A 19610-nucleotide genomic window follows, 5' to 3' on the forward strand; every position below is an offset into this window, starting at 1 on the left:
GTCGGGCGCAAATATCCCCCTTATCGGCCAGAGCAGGCGTATTGCCCTTCCTGCAGCTTGACTTATTTGGGGCATAACTGGGCCAGCCTTCCAAGTGGCGCAGATTATATGTGTGTCATTAACGCTTGCCTACGGGAAAATCAACATTCCATTAAAAAAATGTTAGCGTTATTCCTCATAATCAGCGCGTGAATCCCATTCTATACCCAAATCGCCATAAATGGACGTGCGCCGCCGGCTATTCCAGGCGAAACGCTTTCAGCGCCACCTGCCCACCTTCATCCAACACGCTGAGTTGAAAACGGCCCGGCTGCACCAGCGTTTGCAGCAAGCTATCGCCTTCGCCCACCAGTTGGCCGTTCAGGAACCACCAGCGTTGCCCACTGCCGCCCTGCGCCGACACCCGCAGCGCTACCGCATGCTGGCCCGACAAACGGCGCAGAATCGCGCCGTCGTTCACCCCAAGCAACAGGAGCGGCGCCACCGCCAGCTGCTGCAACGGCGGGCACTGGCTGCTTATCGGCGGCAACCGCTGCGCCCGGCGCTCCTGCGGCGGCAGCCAGGGCTCAAGCGGCAACGGCCACAGCGCTACCCGGCGCGGCATGGCGCCAGGGCAATCCGCCGCAACCCGCTCGCCGTTGGCATTCAGCCAAACCAGCGGCTGGCTACCCTGTGCGCTTTCCTGCCCCGGCGCGGGCAACGTGGGCGGCATGGTGCCATCCAGCACCCAGCCTAGCCGGCGCTGGCGGCAGTTGCTGTCGCCGGCCGGCAACGGCTGCCCACCCGGCCAGCAGATCACCGCGCGGCTCACGCTCGCCGGCCGCGGATCCAACGGGATCCCCTGCCCACTCTGGCGCAATGAGGCCAACAATAGATTATTGACCTGATGCAGCATCGGCACCGCCGTGGCAAAGCCGAACTGGCCGGCAACCGGGGTGCCATCCGGCCGCCCCACCCAGATGCCAATGGTATATCGGGCATTCACGCCCAGCGCCCAGGCATCGCGGTAGCCATAGCTGGTGCCGGTTTTCCACGCCAGCGGCACGCGGTTGGATAAAGCGTCATCCGGCAGCGGCCGGGCCTGCCCGGCCAAAATACGGCGCACGATCCAGGCCGCACCCGGCGACAACAACGGGCGATCGCGCAACGCCTGGTTTGGGGTAAAGCGCAGCGGCGCGGCCTTCCCCTGGCGCGCCAGCGCGCTAAAGCCGGCCACCAGTTGATCCAGCCGCGCGCCTGCGCCGCCGAGGATCACCGCCAGGTTAGGCTCGGCATGCGGCGGCAGGCGCAGCTCAATGCCCGCATTGCGCAAGTTAGCGGCGAAACGTTTCGGCCCGTAGGCCTCCAGTAGCTGCACCGCTGGCAAATTAAGGGAACGGGCCAGCGCTTCGCTGGCGCTGACCGGGCCATGGAACCCGGTATCAAAATTGCCGGGCCGATAGTCGCCGAAACGCCGGGGCACGTCCTGCAACAGGGACTCTGCGTGGATTAACCCGTCATCCAGCGCCAGGCCATACAGCAACGGTTTTAGCGTTGAACCGGGCGATCGCCAGGCAGCCACCATGTCCACATGGCCGAAGCGGCTGTCATCGTTGAAATCAAGCGATCCCAGATAGGCCCGCACCTTCATGCTGGTGTGATCGACCACCAACACCCCGGCCGAGGTTTTCTCCGGCAGTTGGCTTTTCCACACGCGCGCCAAGTCCTCCAGCCGCTGCTGCAAGGTGGCATCCAACGTGGTAGCTATCACCTGCTGGTTTTGGCTTTGCAGCATCCGGCGCGCCAGCAGCGGCGCCAACTGCGGCACCTGGCGTGGTGCCAGCCACACGGCTTCCTGGCGGATTTCCGCCACCTGCCGTTGCGGCCAAACGTGGTAATAGGCCAGCCGCGCTAACACTTTGTCACGGGCTGCCTGCGCTCGCAGCGGGTAACGATCCGGCCGCAGGCGGCTTGGCGCCTGCGGTAATACCGCCAGCAGAGCCGCCTCTCCCGGCGTCAGCGCAGACGGCGGTTTGCCCAGGTAAGCCCAACTGGCCGCCCCCACGCCTTGCAGCGTGCCGCCGAAAGGCGCACGGTTCAGGTAGATCTCCAGAATCTGCGCCTTAGAGAGGTGCCATTCCAACTGCGCCGTGCGCCAAACCTGGCGCAGCTTGCCGCCAAGGGTACGGGGGTGCGGATCGATGAGCCGCGCCACCTGCATAGACAGGGTACTGCCGCCAGAAATAACCTGCCCGCCCAGTAAATCCTGCCAGGCGGCCCGCAACAGCGATAACGGGTTCACCCCTGGGTGGCGATAAAACCAGCGATCTTCATAGGTCAGCAACGCTTGCAGATAATAGGGGGAAACGTCCGCCAGGGTAACTGGATAGCGCCATACCCCGTCGCTGTCGGCATAGCGCCATAGTGGGGTGCCGTCTTCTGCGGTCACGACGCGCGCCATCTGCACTTCCGCCAGCGGCAGCGGCCACTGCCTATCCGCCCACCACAGCAACAACGGTGGCAGGCAAACGGCTAACAGCCACCGCAGCCAACGGCGGCGCAGGTGGCGTATCAGGCGGCTCATAGCACCCTCACGCCCCGCTGCACGCAGCATCACCACCGCGGGCGGCCAGCCTAGCGGCCAATCTCAAGCCGCTGCGGGGTGTCACCCACCGCGCGCCAGTTGGGCACGTACATTGATTCCACCTGCGGCGCCGGGATCCGGTAAACGCCGGGTGTCACCGCACGGGCCAAATAAACCAGCGTTGTATGCCGGTAACCGTCAATATCCACCGCCGCTACGTAGCGATCGTCACGGAACTCCTGATGGCGAATTTCCGCCTGCTGCATATCCTGCAACAGCTCCGCCAGGTTGCTGGCGCTTTCTTCCAGGCTAGCGCTGCTGTCGGCCAGGTTTTGGTTTTCCAGCTCCAGGCCGGCTGGCAACAGATCAACCACCAGCGCATCCGGCACGTGAGTGGTGGCCGAGATGTCCAAATGCACCACCACCAGTTGACCGCTTTTCAATGCATCAAGCGCCAACGGCTTGCCATCAAGCCCCAGGAACTCGCGCTCTATGTTCAACACATTGCTATAGGGCGGCGGCGCCTGCTGCGGATACCCCACCACATCAAGCAAGCCATACAGCGTGCCGTCGCCGGTATTGGTCAGGTGGATGCCGGCCGCCAGTTTATCTGCCGGCAGCGTTTGCCCCCATGGCCGATCGCCCGCCAGCGTGTCGCCTTCGGCCGTCTGGGCCTGCCAGTGCGTTTGCGTGCTGCCGATCAGATTACGGGTTGCCAGGAACAGCGCGTTGCTTTCCTGTGTGGATAGGTATTCCTGGCCGACAAGGCGTTCGCTCAACGACAGCAGCAGCCGATCGCGCGTTGGCGGCAGCAGATCGTTTTCAGCCAGTAGCGCCAATATCAGCGCATCATCACGCAACGAACTGCCGTAATCGGCCAGCAGATAATCCCGGGCATTACGCTGGATCGCCAGCCCCTGTTCGAGCGCCTGGTTGGCGCGCGGCATATCGCCCATCAATTTCAGGGCAACGCCCAACTGCACCAGCGGCAGGCCAGAGCGTGCATCCGCACGGCGTTCATACAGTTGGCGCAGCGCCCCCAACGGGGCTTTCTGCTGCCGCGCCAGCACCAAGCCGGCATAAGCCTGCACCGCCAGGCGGGTATGATCCGGGAATGAACTGTATGCCACATCAATCTGGTTGCGATCCTGCAGGTAGCGCTGCAAACGTTCATTAGCCTTGGCCAGCGCATCCGCCGGCACGCTGTAGCCCTGCTCGCCGGCCCGAACCAGGAAATCGGTGGCGTAGGCGGTCAGCCAGAATTCCTCCTGGCTTTCGCGGCTCCATAAACCAAAGCCGCCGTTATAGCGCTGCATACTGAGCAAATGCTCAATACCGGCATCAATACTTTGGCGACGCGATTCATCGCTGCCGGTTTTAATGCCCAGCGCCGTAAGCTGCGCACGGTTGGTATACAGCGAAGGGAACAGACCGCTGGTCGTCTGCTCCAGGCAACCGTACGGATAGGCGTACAGTTCCCGAACGTAACGCGCCAGATTGATCGGCGGGCGGCTGCTCAATACCCACTGCCCTTCCAGCGTGGAGGCCACCAGCCCGCTATAGGCCTCCGGTGGCAATGCCCAGCCCTCGCCGGGGCGCATCACGGCCGAAAAGTGGCGGGTTTGGCCAGGATAGGCCGGGCGCACGCCGATGGGCCAACGGTGCTGATAATCCGCAACGTCCTCTCCCGGCAGATTTAACCCGCTGACGGTCAGCGCCACATCCCCCTGGCCGAAGCCCGCCAGCGCCTGTACCGGCACCCGCAACGTTTTACGTTCGCCCGCGGCCAGTTGAACCTGCTGTTCGCCGGTGCCCTGCAGGCTAAGCAAACCGCTGGCCGCCAGCTTCACTTGCAGGGCCTGCGGCCGGCCGGTCAGGTTGCTGAGATCCAACGCCAACTGCGTGCTGTCGCCGCCGGCCAGAAAGCGCGGCGTTGCCAGCTCTGCCACCAGCGGCGCAGCCACAATCACTTTCCCTTCTGCGCTACCGAAGTCTTCATCACTCCATGCCTGTGCCATCAGGCGCAGTTCACCGTTAAAATCTGGAATCGCAAGCGTGATTTGGCCTTCACCGTTGGCATCCAGCGCCACGGGCTGCGCCTGTTGCGCCACGATCGTCACTGCGCTGATCGGTTTTTTGCCGCCGCGCGCCAGCGGATCTTCATCGTCGCCATCTCCGCCATAGCGCAGGCTGGCCAACCGCCCTTTGCCTTCGATCAACTGCCCGTAAACGTCGTATTGATCGGCGCCGTAACGTTTGCGGCCAAAGAACGCTTGATACGGATCCGGCGTTGCGTAGCCGGTGATATTCAGGATGCCGCTGTCAACGGCGGAAAGCAGCACGTTGATCTGTTTTGGCAACTCGCCGCTACCACGCGCCGCTTTAACCTTTACCGTTAACGTTTTATTCGGCCGTATTTGTGCCGGCGCATCCAGCGCCAGCGCCAACTTGCGATCGGCGCCCGCCAGCGGCAAGTGCAGCAGCCCGACCGACCGTTTCGGCAGCGCCTGCTGTTGCTTATCGCCGGGGCGGATCACCAGGGCGCTCAGGTAAAGATCGTGACGGGCCCACGCCTGATTGACCGGCACCTCAACCTCTGCACCGTTTTCCGGCACGTCCAGTTCCTGCCACCACAATGGGCCATCGCTGGATTCAACCAGCAGATAACCTTTGCCGGCCGCCGGCGCTTCTATACGTACGCGAGCTTTTTCACCCGGCGCGTAGGCCGGTTTATCCAGCTTCAACTTAACCTGGTCCGGGCGCACCACGCCGCTGCCGCCGGTGTTGTCTTGCCAACGGTAGCCGGCCCAGAAACGCACGCTGCTCAACAGGTGGCTTTGCGGATCAATCACTTCCAGGCGATATGCCCCCCACTCAACCGGGAAGCTGACCCTGGCGCTGCCGTTGGCGGCGATATCCACGGTTTGCTCCGCCAGCGGCAGATCCTTTTTATCGTACAGCGATTGCCAGCCTTCGCTTTCCGACCACTGCCAGTAGTAGTCGCGCCGCTCACGGACCAGGCGCGCCTTCAGCCCATGTGCCGCCAGCTTTTCACCGGCGGCGTTGGCATACACGATATCAAAGCCCGCCTGGCTATTTTCATCCACCATCGCCTGCATTTGCTGGCTGTCGGTGCGGTAGTCATACACCGGCTGTTTGCTGAACAGCGGGCGGATGCCCGGCAGCGCCGCCGCGGGCCAGATGGCCTGCTCGGCCCGGCGCGTTACCGGGCGGCCGCCGGATTCCAGCAGGCTGGCCTGAATAACCGCCTTCAGCGGGGATTTTACCCCGCCCCAGGTGCTGTCTAACGCTATCTGCGCCTTACCGGCGGCATCCAGCGCCTGATCAAACTCGTCCATATTGCGCACCAGGTTTTCTTCCGTGACGGAGCCAAACTCATAACCCGGCAGGCTGCTGACGGCTTCGCGCAGCGGCCGCAGAAAAAGCTGCCCCTGCAACGCATTGCCGGCGGCGGGCGCGCCATAGAGGTAATGGCCGCTGACGCTAAACGCCAACGGTTCATCCGGGCGCAGCGGCTGCGGCTGCGCACTGATAGCCAGCGCCATACGCTCCGGCAAAAAGTCTTCCACCCGGAACTGATACAGGCGCGGCTGATTGTCGCCGACATTGAAACGCAGCGACCAGGTGCCGGTCGGCGCGTTTTGATCGATGGGATATTGGTATTGATACAGGCCGTTTTGCGGCTGCCAGACAAAGCTGCGCGCCACCTGATCGTCAGGCTTGACGATCTCGACCTTAACCGGCTGGGCCGGCAGCGGTTTGCCATTGGCATCACGCAACAGGCCGTTGACCACCAGCGTCTCACCCGGCCGATAAATATCACGCGGCCCAAAGGCAAAGAACTGTTTGCTGTAGCCCGCCGGGCCCGCAATATCGAACTCGGCCAGATCGAGCGCCGGCGCAGACAGATCGATCATGCTGGTTTGCCCCTGCTGGGTCGCCAGCAGCAGCCGCGCCTTGGCGCTTTTTTCCAGTTGGGCATGGCCCTGGCGATCCGTGCTCGCCTGCGCCAGCTCCCGGCCTTTTTCATCCAGCACGCTCAGTTCAACCCCTTCCAGAGCCCCGCCGCTTTCCAACCGTTGAGTGAAGACATCAAGACGATCGTGGTAGCTGTGTAGAGAAACGCCAATGTCGCTCAGGGTAAACAGGGTAGCCGGATTACTGTAACCGTAGTGCCCAGCCTGCTGCATCACCGCCAGATAAACCCCCGGCTGCTGCAGTTTTTCGATGCCGGCCAGCGGCAACAGCAGCCGCTCGCGGGTATTGCGCGCGGGGTTGAGATCAAAGCGCCCGCTATAGACCAGATCCGCCATTTTCAGCAGATCTTCGGATTCCCAACTGGAAAGCGCGCTGCGGTATTCCCAATTAGCCAAAAACGCCGGCAGTGAAGCCGCTTTGATGCGGAAGAAATTCACGTCGACGCTGTCGACGTTAAGCGCCATGACCGGTAGCCCGGCAGCCAGCTTGGTTGGCAACAAAGAACCTTTGCTGGCAAAGCCGACGCTGGGTGTGATATCGCGGGTCGTCAGGGTTTGCTGCTGCTGGCCGCCCAGTTCGGCGCCGTTGAGCGCTTTCAAGCCTCCCTCGACGGTCAGCACCAGTTTGCGGTTCGGCGGCAGATGGCGCATGCGCAGCTCCGTTAAGTTATCGGCAAGCTCCCAAACGCCGTCAATTTTGCCACTGGCGCTGTCCACCAGGTGCACGCGCGCCATAAAATCCTGGTTTGGATCCAGCGGGATGGAGAAGGTCAGCACCATGGCGCTGGCGCCATCCAGCTGCAGTTCGGCCGCGTCCAGCAGTTTGAGCGGTTTGCCGGCGTCGCGCCGGGCCAGCGCTGCCAGTGCATCAGCACCCGGTGTTTTCGCCGGTGCGGTGGCCGTGGGTTGCCCCGTAGCGGCGGGTGTAGCAGGCGGATTATTATCACAGGCGGCGAGCAGCCATAACCCACCCGCCAATAAGATGCCCTGCAAAAGCGATTTGCCTGGTGCAAATGCCCGGCGACGGCATAATTTCATCGTTTAACTCCCTGGCACGATAAGCGCTGTCCTGACGGCGAAAATGCGGAATACCCTTCACACTTCACGTTGCCGGTGCGTTGCCGGAGTTACGCAGCCCATATCTGGGCCGCGCCTCTGCGGCGCGCGGCCTGCAACGCGAATTATTTTGGGTAGATATGCAGGGAATAATAACGTGCAGGCCACCGGGCGGCGAAATATTTTGCGCCGACTTTGCGCAATGCGCCGCATTAAATCACCAGGGTTCAACGGCGCAGGCCAGATAAGACGCCGCCTGCGGCGGCATCCTGGCGGCAATAAATTACTGGGTTTTATCGGTGGAAGGGATGATATTGCGCAACCAACTGCCCCAGCGGCGCTGATAAAAAGGCTGGGTATGGCCGATCAGATAGTGGCTGACGCCACGCTCTTTCTCCGACACCAGGCAAAAATCCACCGGTTCATCGTCAGGCATGGTTTCGCTGGCAACGCTGCCCGCTTCGTTGATTAACGCCTCAACATCCGTTGTATCGCCGTCAATCTCCAGCCCCACCAGCAGGTTAGGCCGCTCATCCACCGCACGATCGTGCATCAGCGCCAAAAACGCACGGCGCACCGGTTTGCGCTGGCTGAACAGCGTGGTCAACGCATCGACCAGCGCCGACGGGTAAACCTCCGGCTGGCCCAGCAGGATCTGGGTATCCTGATCCACATAGTGCTCGACCGGTTTGGCTACGCCGCCGGTGGCCAGCAGCATCGCCACTTCTTCCGGGTAGAACTCTTTGCCGTATTCCGCTTTCGGGTTGAGAAACAGCTCCGCCCCTTCGGTCAGCTCAAACAGCACGCGCGCCGGCATGGCGATAAACGGCTGTTCGGTTTCGACCGCCCGGCGCAAGGCTTCCAGCGAAGAGAAAAACGGGATCACGCTGCCGCCGCCCTGCTTTTCCCAATGCTGGATATTCACCGGCGTGTCGGCATTCAGCGCGATCTCGCCCGCCTGCGGCAGCTGTTCACGGTCGCCAAGAATGTAGACCGTAGCGTCCAGCAGCGTCTGGAAAAAGGCCGGCCGATAGGCCGATTCCGTGGCCGCCAGTTTCAACAAACGCTCCAGTTCGTTTTCACCGGGCGCGCTATCTTTATGGGTGGCGCTCATTGCTTACTCCAATATCAACACAGCCAAAGGGCCCGGCCTGCGCCGAGCCCTTGTCAACGTGATGGCCAGGCCGCCGTTTAGTTGGCTTTATTTAGCAGCAGGTTGGCCAGGGTGCGCACACCCAGGCCAGTGGCGCCGGCCGACCATTGTTCCACCGCCCCTTTGCGGTAGGTGGCCGAACAGTCAATGTGCAGCCAGCCCTGGCGGTAATTTTTCACGAAGTGCGACAGGAAAGCCGCCGCCGTGCTGGCCCCGGCGCTGTAGGCCGGCGCCGCCACGTTGTTCAGCTCGGCAAAGTTAGACGGCAACTGGCTACGGTGGAACTCGGCCAGCGGCAAGCGCCAGAACGGTTCATTCTCCGCCTGGGCACTGGCCAGCAGTTCCTGCGCCAATGCATCGTCGAAGCTGAACAAGGCGTGATAGTCGTTGCCGAGCGCCGTTTTCGCCGCACCGGTCAGGGTGGCGCAGTCGATAATCAGCCCCGGGTTTTGCTCAGAAGCGTCAATCAGGCCGTCGGCCAATACCAGGCGCCCTTCGGCATCGGTGTTCATCACCTCAACGGTTTTACCGTTGCGGTAACGGATGATATCGCCCAGTTTGAACGCATTGCCGCTTACCATATTATCGGCGCAGCACAGATAGAGCTTCACGCGCTTGTTCAGCCCGCGCGAAACGGCCAGCGCCAGCGCACCGGTGACGGTGGCGGCGCCGCCCATGTCCGATTTCATCGAATCCATAAAACCGCTGGGCTTCAGGCTGTAACCGCCGCTGTCAAAGGTGATGCCCTTACCCACCAGGCAAGCAAAGACCGGGGCCTGCGCATCACCGGTCGGGTTGAAATCCAGCGCCAGCAGCACCGGCGCGCGATCGGAACCGCGGCCTACCGTATGCAGGCCGGCATACTCCTGCGAACGCAGATCTTCACCTTTAGTGATCCGGTAGGAGACGGCTTCGCCGCCAACGTCACACAACAAATCCACCGCACGGGTTGCCAGTTGCTCTGGCCCCAATTGCTCTGCCGGCAGGTTGATGGTGTCGCGCACCCAGTCGACGATCTTCAGGCGCCGATCCAGTTCCTGGCGCGCATTCTGCGGCAGTTCGGCCCATTCAATGCTGCGCTGGCCCTTCGGCCCGCGGAAACCTTGCCAAAACGCCCAGCTTTGCTCCAGCCCCCAGCCCTCGCCGGCCAGCTTCACTTTTTTTACGCCCTGGCCGTCAACTTTATGGCCCGCGCGTTGGATGGCGGCCAGTTCGTCGGCGCCGGTCAGATGGATAACCATGCCTTCGCTATTGGTGCTCAACAGCGCTTTTTCGCCCCAACGCGCATCGGCGGGGGTATGAGAGAGCGTGACCTGCATAATATCGGTTGTCATAGCCTTACTCCGGTTTTGCTGTCCCTTGCATCTTCCCCGCTTTGCCGTTGCGGCCAGGGGAACAATGGGGGAGTTTTGTTATCGTGTCGGATACAAAATAAACGGGCCGCCCCAGGCAGCCCGCGCTATTCACTCCGCTTCATCTAACCAGACCAGCAGAATGGCTTCCAGTATTTTCTCATTGGAAGCCTGCGGATCGTCATCAAACTCGTCCAGATCGCAAATCCACTGGTGCATATCGGTAAAACGGACGGTTTTCGGATCGGTATCCGGGTAGTTATCGAACAGCGCTTCGCCAATTTCGCGGCTGTCGGTCCATTTTAATCCCATCATGATCTCCTGATTAAGCAAAACGCGCCGTCGGGCGGCGTGTTTTAATGCTCGCGCGCATGGTTAATGGTATAGCGTGGAATTTCCACCACCAGATCTTCATCGGTAACACGCGCCTGGCAGCTCAGGCGGCTTTCCGGCTCCAACCCCCAGGCTTTATCCAACATGTCGTCTTCCAGTTCGCTGCTTTCTTCCAGCGAATCAAAACCTTCACGCACGATGCAGTGGCAGGTGGTGCAGGCGCAGGATTTCTCGCAGGCGTGCTCAATTTCGATCCCATTGCGCAGCGCGACGTTCAGGATAGACTCCCCTTCCATCGCCTCCAGCACGGCGCCCTCCGGGCACAGATCCTGATGGGGCAGGAAAACAATTTTAGCCATGGTTAAACCTCATCCACAGAATGACCGGCCAACGCCCGGCGAATGGAAGCATCCATACGGCGCGCGGCAAAATGTTGCGTTGTTGCATCAAGTGTTTTTATTGCGGCTTCGATCGCAGCAGGATCGCTGCCCTGCACCGCTTGCTGCAGGCTTTGCTGCGCCGTAGCGATCGCCTGGCTTTCGGTTTCGCTCAGCAGCGCGGCGTCGCTCGCCAATGCGCCGTGCAGGCTTTCCAGCACCCGGGCGGCCTCAACCCGCTGTTCCGCCAGCCGGCGTGCGCCGATGTCGCTGTGCGCATTGGCCATGGAATCCGCGATCATGCCGGCAATTTCCGTGTCGGAAAGGCCGTAGGACGGCTTCACCTGAATAGCCGCGGCCACGCCGGTGGATTTTTCCATCGCGCTGACGCTCAGCAGGCCGTCGGCGTCCACCTGGAAGGTCACGCGAATATGTGCGCCCCCTGCCGGCAGCGGCGGCAAGCCGCGCAGGGTAAAACGCGCCAGCGAACGGCAATCCTGCACCAGCTCGCGTTCGCCCTGCAGGACATGGATCATCATGGCGCTCTGGCCATCTTTGAAGGTGGTGAACTCCTGCGCGCGCGCCACCGGGATGGTGGTATTGCGCGGGATCACTTTCTCCACCAGCCCGCCCATGGTTTCCAGCCCGAGCGACAGTGGGATCACATCCAGCAGCAGCATATCGCTGTCAGGTTTGTTGCCCACTAAAATATCGGCCTGGATCGCCGCGCCGATGGCGACCACTTTATCGGGATCGATCGATGTCAGCGGCGTGCGGCCAAAGAATTCGCCCACCCGCTCGCGCACCAGCGGCACGCGGGTGGAGCCGCCGACCATCACCACTTGCAGTACGTCGTCAGTGGCGACGCCGGCGTCTTTTAGCGCGCGGCGGCAAGCCACCAGCGTGCGTTTCACCAGCGTTGCGATCAGCGCCTCAAACTGCTGGCGGGTCACGCTGCCCTGCCAGCCGGCGACGGTGACCGTGGCAACATCGGCTTCGCTCAGGGCGATTTTTGCCTGGATGGCCGCATCCAGAAACTGGCGCTGTATGCCGTGATCGCTGCGATCGGCGATGCCGGCTTGCTCGCGCAACCAATCGGCCAGCAGGTGATCGAAGTCATCGCCGCCCAGCGCGGAGTCGCCGCCGGTCGCCAGCACTTCAAATACGCCGCGGCTTAGCCGCAGAATAGAAATATCAAAGGTGCCGCCGCCCAGATCGTAAACGGCGATCACCCCTTCATGGCCGGAATCCAGGCCGTAGGCGATCGCCGCCGCGGTCGGTTCGTTCAGTAAACGCAGCACCTGCAGGCCGGCCAGGCGCGCGGCGTCTTTGGTGCCCTGGCGCTGCGCATCGTCGAAATAGGCGGGCACCGTGATCACGACGCCGTCAAGCTCTCCTGCCAACGCCGCCTGCGCACGGGCGCCAAGTACTTTGAGAATGTCGGCCGACACGCTGACCGGGTTGACCAGCCCGCCGGCGGTGGCGATCAGCGGCAAACCGTTGTCGCTGGCCTGAAATGAGTACGGCAGATTGGGATAACGGGCGGAGACATCGGCCAATGAACGGCCCATCATGCGTTTGATCGAACTGATGGTGTTGGCCGGATCCTGCGCCGCTTGCGCGCGCGCCGCCCAGCCGACGTTGTGGCCGCCGGCCTGGTAGTGCACGACGGAAGGCAAAAGGTGTTGCCCCTGGGCATCGGCCAGGGTTTCAGCCTGCCCGCTGCGCACGGTGGCAACCAGCGAATTGGTGGTGCCCAAGTCTATACCGGCAGCTAAACGGCGCTGGTGCGGTGCTGAACTCAGGCCGGGCTCACTAATTTGTAATAAGGCCATATTGAGGCTTCCACAAGCAAAATGTAATACGCGTCATCCGTTAAGTCGCCTGTGCATCGGCCGCGCTCAGGCTGCGGATTGTCTAGAGTATGTTATTCAAAACCCAGCAATTTTTCTTCGAGTTGTTCAACCTGTTGCTGAAGCTTATCCAGAAAACGCAGTTTACGGACGGTATCGGCGGCCACGGGCCACTGCTGGCCGTCCAACTGTTCCACCATCGTTGCGCTGCGCTGTTTGATCATCGCGGCCAACTGCACGGCAAAACGGGCAAGCGCATTTTCATCCGCTTGCTGTTCAATGGCGTCCAGCGCTTCACGCAGTTCCAACTGCTCCATCAGAAACGCGGTATCACGCAGGGTATGTTGCTCATTGCTCAGATCAAAACCGTGCAACGATAACATATACTCTGCGCGTTTTAACGGGTGGCGCAGGGTTTGATAGGCTTCATTGATGGTCGCCGCCTGCGTGAGCGCCATCAGGCGTTCGCGCTCCGGCTGAAGGGCGTTGCGGTCAGGGTGAAATTGGCGCTGCATATCCTGAAAACGGGATGCAAGCAGGCTACCGTCCAGCGCATAGCGAACCGGCAGCCCGAATAAAGTAAAGTAATCCATAGCGTGCTCTGGTGGTTTGAGGCCCCCCGCCTGCGCCGGGGGCTTGTCATTAAACCGCAAGCGGGTTGCGGTGGAACACGATACTGGCCGTCAGACGTTGAAACTTTCGCCGCAGCCACACTCGTTTGAAACGTTCGGGTTATTGAACCTGAAGCCTTCGTTGAGGCCTTCCTTAACGAAATCAAGCTCCGTGCCGTCAAGGTACACCAGGCTTTTGCCGTCAATGATCACCTTAACGCCCTTGTCTTCAAACACCACGTCGTCGCCGTTAACTTCGTCAACGAATTCCAGCACGTATGCCATCCCGGAGCAGCCGGAGGTTCGCACTCCAAGGCGCAGGCCAAGACCTTTGCCACGGTTAGCCAAAAAGGCCTGAACCCGCTGCGCCGCGCTGTCGCTCATCGTAATCGACATGACAACCTCACACTTACCCTGCCACGTTCACAACCACGGCCGGGCGATTGCATGCAACCGCCGCGGCAAGCGTTGAAAACGTGGGATATCATTCAACAATAACTACTTGGCGCTGCTTTTGCTCTTGTAGTCGGCGATCGCTGCTTTGATGGCGTCTTCCGCCAGAATCGAGCAGTGGATTTTAACCGGCGGCAGTTCCAGTTCTTCGGCGATCTGCGTGTTTTTGATCGCTTCGGCCTGTTCAAGAGACTTGCCTTTCATCCATTCGGTGACCAGCGAGCTGGAAGCAATAGCAGAGCCACAGCCGTAGGTTTTGAAACGTGCGTCTTCAATGATGCCCGCCTGGTTCACCTTAATCTGCAGCTTCATCACATCGCCGCAGGCCGGTGCACCCACCATACCGCTGCCCACGGAAGGATCGGCATTGTCGAACGAACCGACGTTACGCGGATTTTCATAGTGATCGATTACTTTTTCACTGTAAGCCATGACCTTTGCTCCTAAAATCCTGAGAACTTAATGGTGTGCCCATTCAATGCTGTTGATATCCACGCCCTGCTTAAACATTTCCCACAGCGGGGAAAGATCGCGCAGGCGGCCGATGGATTTACGCACCAGTTGAATGGCGTAATCGATCTCTTCTTCGGTGGTGAAACGCCCCAGAGAGAAGCGGATCGAGCTATGGGCGAGTTCATCATTCATGCCCAACGCACGCAGCACATAGGATGGCTCCAGGCTGGCGGAGGTGCAGGCGGAACCGGAGGAAACGGCCAGGTCTTTCAGCGCCATGATCAGCGATTCACCTTCAACGTAGTTGAAGCTGACATTCAGGATGTTGGGAGCGCCCTGTTGCAGATCGCCGTTCAGGTAAACTTCTTCTAAATCTTTCACACCGTTCCACAGACGATCGCGCAGGGCACGCAAGCGTTCCATTTCGGTGGTCATTTCTTCTTTGGCGATGCGGTAGGCTTCGCCCATACCGACGATCTGGTGCACAGGCAGAGTACCGGAACGCATGCCGCGTTCGTGCCCGCCGCCGTGCATCTGCGCTTCAATGCGGATCCGCGGTTTGCGGCGCACATACAGCGCGCCGATGCCTTTCGGCCCATAGATTTTATGGCCGGAGAAAGACATCAGATCCACTTTCAGCTTGCTCAGATCGATTGGCAGTTTGCCCACGCTTTGCGTGGCATCGACGTGGTAAATAATGCCGCGCGCGCGGCACATTTCGCCGATAGCCGCGATATCCTGCACCACGCCGATTTCGTTGTTCACATGCATGATAGAAACCAAAATGGTGTCATCACGCAGCGCCGCTTCCAGCGCCTGCAGATCGATAATGCCGTTGCTCTGCGGCGCCAGATAAGTGACTTCGAACCCTTCACGCTCTAATTGGCGGCAGGTGTCCAGTACGGCTTTATGTTCGGTTTTACAGGTGATGATGTGCTTGCCCTTTTTCTGGTAGAAATTGGCAGCACCTTTGATCGCCAGGTTGTCGGATTCCGTGGCGCCGGAGGTAAACACGATCTCGCGTGGATCGGCCCCGACGAGTTCTGCTATTTGGTTACGCGCGATATCGACGGCTTCTTCGGCCTGCCACCCGAAACGGTGGGAGCGGGAAGCAGGGTTACCGAAAGTGCCGTCCAGGGTCAAAAACTGCATCATCTTCTCAGCAACGCGCGGATCAACCGGCGTCGTTGCTGAGTAATCCAGATAGATCGGTAATTTCATTACTCTTATGCTCCGTACATCACTTCCAAAAACAAAATAACTTGCCGCTATCTGCTTATGCGCGCAGATTAACGTTGATCGTTTCTTGTGAACGGCTGGTCGCCGTGCGGCGCGTATCGTTGTTTTGGCGATCCGCGACATCAAGAACTTCCTGATTGTTGACCAGTTCAGCCAACGTAATGCTGTTGAGGAACCCGCTGATGCGCTCGCTCAGATCGCGCCACAGGGTATGCGTCAGGCAGCGATCGCCGCCCTGGCAGCCTTCTTTGCCCTGGCAACGGGTAGCATCGACGGATTCATCGACGGCGGTAATCACGGCGCCAACGGCAATTTCGCCAGCGTCTTTGCCCAGCAGATAACCACCGCCTGGCCCACGTACGCTGGCCACCAGGCCGTTTTTACGCAGGCGCGAGAAGAGTTGTTCCAGATAGGAGAGCGAAATACCCTGGCGCTCAGAAATATCCGCCAGAGGAACTGGCCCGTCCTGGGAGTGTAATGCCACATCGAGCATTGCGGTTACGGCATAACGGCCTTTGGATGTCAGTCTCATAGCTAAATGGTTACCTGTTGGTGGAACATAGCCGGAGTCTGACATTCCCGAGTAAATCAGTCAACTATTTAACCGAGTAATTTACTCAAGTATTAGCATTTTTGAGTTTTTTCCTAACGGTAGTATTTCAAATGCATGTTATAACCAATTGAAAATAAATACCATTACCCTTTCTTGTTAGGCCGCGTTAAATTAATTTCCTTGATGTTTATCCTGTTTTTCGATCGAAGTCAGCATGCCGCGCAGGATGTTCAGCTCCTGGGCTTCAGGCCGCGCGCGGGCAAATAAACGGCGCAAACGGTTCATCACCTGCCCTGGGTGGGCCGGGCGGATAAAGCCGGTTTTTTGCAGCGTCTGCTCCAGATGCTGATAAAAGCGTTCCAGATCGTCCACCAACGGATAAGGCGAGGCTTCCTGCGGCGCGGCGCCCTGCTGCTGGCGATCCAGGTAAGCGACACGCACTTCGTACGCGAGGATCTGCACCGCCATCGCCAGGTTTAGCGAGCTGTATTCCGGGTTGGCGGGAATGGCAACGTGGTAGTGGCATTTTTGCAGCTCATCGTTGGTCAGGCCCACGCGTTCGCGGCCAAAGACCAGCGCCACCGGCGCCTGTTCGCTTTCCTGCACGGCGCGCACGCCACACTCGCGCGGCTCCAGCATCGGCCAGGGCAGCGTGCGTGAACGCGCACTGGTGCCCACCACCAACCCACAACCGGCGATGGCCTGATCGAAATTATCAACAATGGTGGCATGGCCGATCACGTCGCTGGCGCCGGCGGCCAGGGCAATCGCCTGGGAATCGGGTTTGACCAAGGGATTAACCAGATAGAGGTTAGTCAACCCCATGGTTTTCATGGCTCTGGCGGTGGAGCCCATGTTGCCGGTATGGGAGGTTTCTACCAGAACAATGCGGATATTATGCAGCATACAAACTCTGAACGTAGCGGAAAATCGCAGCATCTTAACACAGGCATAGGTATTTTGCCGAACACCTGCTATACTCTGCGCCGTTTCCTGTTCTTTAACATCCTAGTGGAAGATACCCATGCATCCGATGCTGACTATCGCCGTGCGCGCTGCGCGCAAGGCCGGTAACCTGATTGCCAAAAACTATGAAACCCCGGACGCTGTAGAAGCGAGCCAGAAAGGGACTAACGATTTCGTCACCAACGTCGATCGCGATGCAGAGCATCTGATCATCGATGTCATTCGCAAATCCTACCCGCAGCACACCATCATTACGGAAGAACGCGGCGAACTGGTTGGCGAGGACCAGGATGTACAATGGGTGATTGATCCACTGGATGGCACGTCAAACTTCATCAAACGTTTTCCTCATTTCTCCGTTTCCATTGCCGTACGCATTAAAGGCCGCACTGAAGTCGCCGTCGTGTACGATCCAATGCGCAACGAACTCTTTACCGCTACCCGCGGCCAGGGCGCGCAGCTCAACGGTTATCGTCTGCGCGGCACCCACGCCAAAGATCTGGATGGCACCATCCTGGCGACCGGCTTCCCGTTCAAGGCCAAGCAGCATGCGCCGGCCTACATCAACCTGGTGGGCAAACTGTTCACCCAGTGCGCAGACTTCCGCCGCACCGGCTCCGCCGCGCTGGATCTGGCCTACGTTGCCGCCGGCCGCGTTGACGGTTTCTTTGAAATTGGCCTGAAGCCATGGGATTTTGCCGCCGGTGAACTGCTGGTGCGTGAATCCGGCGGCGTGGTGACCGACTTTGTCGGCGGCCACAACCATTTCAGCTCTGGCAATGTGGTGGCAGGCAACCCACGCGTAGTGAAAGGGCTGCTGTCGACCATGCGTGAAGAATTAAGCGAAGCGCTAAAACGCTAATCCACCCGTTGCAGCACCATGTTGATGCCAGTCCGCTCACGCCGACTGGCATTTTTTATGGTGCGTACTGCACCGGCGCTCAGCGGGAAAACGGCCGGATGCCGCCGCCAAGCTCCGGCTGGGCGCTCAGGTAAAGCAGCACCCCGGCGAACAGCAGGATCAGCCCGCCGGCCAGCGCCAACGCCCCCCAGGCGACCGAGCGCCAGGCGGCCGGCGCCCGCGTGCGGCTGATGCGCTCCGCCATCTGGCGGCTGTAATGCACCAGCAGCGCCAGCAGAGAAATGGTCAATGAGGTGCCCAACGCCATCGCCAACGCGGAAATTACCCCCCAGACATACACGCCGAGCACCTTGGCAAACAACAGCACCAAAATCGCGCCGGAACAGGGCCGCAGCCCCATAGCCAACACGATGGCGGCCTGGGTGCGCCAGTCGCCGCCCGCCTGCAGTTCGGCATCATTAGGCAAATGGCGGTGGCCGCAACCACAGTCGGCGCTGTGCACATGGCCCGCCGGCAGCGGCTGCAAGCGGTTGATCCGCAACCCCGGCGCCGGCTTTAGCGCCTTAATGGTGTGGTAAAGCCGCTTCAACGCCCGCCAGCTCAGCATCACGCCCAACAAAATCACCAGCAGGAAACTGCCCTTTTCCATCCAGAAGCTGCTCTGGTGCAGTTGGCGGGAAGAAAGCTGTAATACCACCAGCACCAGCGTGACCAGCCCGATGGCTACCAGCCCCTGCACCAGTGAAGAAATAAAAGTCAGTTTCAGGCTGCTTTTCAACCGTGCCGGATGCGTTGCCAGATAAGTGGCGATCACCACTTTACCGTGCCCCGGCCCCAGCGCATGCAGCACGCCATAGCTCAGGCTGAACAAGAGCAGCGTTATCCCTGCCTGCCGTGGCGCGGCCTTAACCTGCTGCATCAGCCCGGCCATCTCCTGGTGCAGGCTTTTCTGCCATATCACGCTTTGCATCACGATCTGCGGCCAAAAATGCCACGCAATCTGCGCGCCGGCGGCCAACACCAGCAGGAATAGCGCCAACGGCCACAGGCTGAAGGCCCAATGGCGTTGGCGGGCAGGCGGCTGGCTGAGGTTTATTGACATTGCAGCGTTATCCGTTGCGCAAACTGCTGCCCCAGCGCCATATCTTCGCCGGGGGAGTCGTTTTTATCCAAAGACAGCGCATACGCCTGCAGTGAGGCATCCGGCTTTGGCGTCTTCAGCGTGAACTTGCACTGCTGGGCGATTTCTGCCGGCAGATGGATCGCTTTTTCGTCTTTGTAGCTCATATCGACAAAGTAGGTGGGATCGTAGGTGGAGATTTCAAACGGCTTGCCGGCCAGCGGCTGCGGCGTGGCCAACGGCAGGATAAACTCCAGCACCGCCTGGTTGCCCTGGCGTGAAAGATGGTATTCCGGCGGCAGATTCAGGTATTTCACCGGTTTGCCGTCTCGGTAGATGTCGGTAAAGTAGTGCTGGCCGAGCACATTGGCCATCACCTCTGCCGCCAGCTTTTTCCAAATTTCAGAATCGCTTTTGGCGTTCTGTGCATCGTAGAGCAGATCGGCAGACGTAATCTCATCCATCACCCATACCATTTTCAGCCCCTGGAGCTTGCCGTCTTTCACCACCAAGGTGGTGTTGATATCGATAAAACTGTGCGGATGGGCGGCAACACCACCGCAGAACAGCATGAATAATCCGGCCAGTAAACCACGTATTTTCATGATCAAAGCATATTCGCTCTTGGAGTAAAACAACATAAACAGAGGCTAAACGGCGGTTAAACG

16 protein-coding genes are annotated in these 19610 nt (G+C 60.0%); 1 reads left to right on the forward strand and 15 read right to left on the reverse strand.

The window, feature by feature from the left end; genetic code table 11:
* Positions 1–238: 238 nt before the first annotated feature.
* The 13 genes from pbpC to trmJ all read right to left on the reverse strand — a co-directional run bounded on the left by pbpC (position 239) and on the right by trmJ (position 16900).
* Complete coding sequence (gene pbpC, locus ABFX35_RS17450) at positions 239–2563, reverse strand: peptidoglycan glycosyltransferase PbpC (RefSeq protein ID WP_346082311.1); 2325 nt, start codon at positions 2561–2563, stop codon at positions 239–241.
* 50 nt (positions 2564–2613) lie between these two features.
* Positions 2614–7599 carry an alpha-2-macroglobulin family protein gene (locus tag ABFX35_RS17455; RefSeq protein ID WP_346082312.1) on the reverse strand — a complete coding sequence of 1662 codons (4986 nt, stop codon included), beginning with the start codon at positions 7597–7599 and terminating at the stop codon, positions 2614–2616.
* Positions 7600–7900: 301 nt separating this feature from the next.
* A complete protein-coding gene (sseB, locus tag ABFX35_RS17460; protein ID WP_279026321.1) occupies positions 7901–8731 on the reverse strand; it encodes an enhanced serine sensitivity protein SseB in 831 nt (276 codons plus the stop codon).
* A gap of 77 nt (positions 8732–8808) precedes the next feature.
* A complete protein-coding gene (gene pepB, locus ABFX35_RS17465; RefSeq protein WP_279026319.1) occupies positions 8809–10104 on the reverse strand; it encodes an aminopeptidase PepB in 1296 nt (431 codons plus the stop codon).
* Between the two features lie 129 nt (positions 10105–10233).
* Entirely contained in the window at positions 10234–10434 is a 201-nt protein-coding gene (gene iscX / locus ABFX35_RS17470) for a Fe-S cluster assembly protein IscX (RefSeq protein ID WP_279026334.1), read from the reverse strand.
* A gap of 44 nt (positions 10435–10478) precedes the next feature.
* Positions 10479–10814, reverse strand: a complete 336-nt coding sequence (gene fdx / locus ABFX35_RS17475; RefSeq protein ID WP_095847603.1) for an ISC system 2Fe-2S type ferredoxin — start codon at positions 10812–10814, stop codon at positions 10479–10481.
* A gap of 2 nt (positions 10815–10816) precedes the next feature.
* The gene (hscA, locus tag ABFX35_RS17480; RefSeq protein WP_279026315.1) at positions 10817–12667 is read right to left on the reverse strand and encodes a Fe-S protein assembly chaperone HscA; all 1851 of its coding nucleotides are present in this window, start codon (positions 12665–12667) and stop codon (positions 10817–10819) included.
* A gap of 92 nt (positions 12668–12759) precedes the next feature.
* A complete protein-coding gene (gene hscB, locus ABFX35_RS17485) occupies positions 12760–13278 on the reverse strand; it encodes a co-chaperone HscB (protein WP_279026313.1) in 519 nt (172 codons plus the stop codon).
* Positions 13279–13368: 90 nt separating this feature from the next.
* Entirely contained in the window at positions 13369–13692 is a 324-nt protein-coding gene (gene iscA / locus ABFX35_RS17490; protein WP_095847600.1) for an iron-sulfur cluster assembly protein IscA, read from the reverse strand.
* 102 nt (positions 13693–13794) lie between these two features.
* On the reverse strand, positions 13795–14181 hold the full coding sequence (gene iscU / locus ABFX35_RS17495; protein ID WP_095847599.1) for a Fe-S cluster assembly scaffold IscU: 387 nt from the start codon (positions 14179–14181) through the stop codon (positions 13795–13797).
* Positions 14182–14208: 27 nt separating this feature from the next.
* Entirely contained in the window at positions 14209–15423 is a 1215-nt protein-coding gene (iscS, locus tag ABFX35_RS17500; protein WP_095847598.1) for a cysteine desulfurase, read from the reverse strand.
* A 55-nt stretch (positions 15424–15478) separates the two neighbouring features.
* Positions 15479–15973 (reverse strand): Fe-S cluster assembly transcriptional regulator IscR, encoded by a 495-nt coding sequence (gene iscR, locus ABFX35_RS17505; protein WP_095847597.1) that lies wholly within the window; start codon positions 15971–15973, stop codon positions 15479–15481.
* Positions 15974–16165: 192 nt separating this feature from the next.
* Positions 16166–16900 (reverse strand): tRNA (cytosine(32)/uridine(32)-2'-O)-methyltransferase TrmJ, encoded by a 735-nt coding sequence (gene trmJ / locus ABFX35_RS17510; RefSeq protein WP_279026308.1) that lies wholly within the window; start codon positions 16898–16900, stop codon positions 16166–16168.
* A gap of 118 nt (positions 16901–17018) precedes the next feature.
* Here trmJ and suhB point away from each other — a divergent pair, with 118 nt between their 5' ends.
* Positions 17019–17822 carry an inositol-1-monophosphatase gene (suhB, locus tag ABFX35_RS17515; RefSeq protein WP_279026306.1) on the forward strand — a complete coding sequence of 268 codons (804 nt, stop codon included), beginning with the start codon at positions 17019–17021 and terminating at the stop codon, positions 17820–17822.
* Positions 17823–17901: 79 nt separating this feature from the next.
* On the opposite strand, the gene ABFX35_RS17520 is transcribed toward suhB, so the two are convergent.
* Complete coding sequence (locus ABFX35_RS17520; protein ID WP_279026304.1) at positions 17902–18924, reverse strand: nickel/cobalt transporter; 1023 nt, start codon at positions 18922–18924, stop codon at positions 17902–17904.
* A complete protein-coding gene (locus ABFX35_RS17525) occupies positions 18915–19583 on the reverse strand; it encodes a DUF1007 family protein (protein ID WP_428832208.1) in 669 nt (222 codons plus the stop codon). Before ABFX35_RS17525 ends, ABFX35_RS17520 begins: the two co-directional genes overlap by 10 nt.
* Positions 19584–19610 lie beyond the last annotated feature (27 nt).

Source organism: Gibbsiella dentisursi (assembly GCF_039539505.1).
Lineage (GTDB): Bacteria > Pseudomonadota > Gammaproteobacteria > Enterobacterales > Enterobacteriaceae > Gibbsiella > Gibbsiella quercinecans.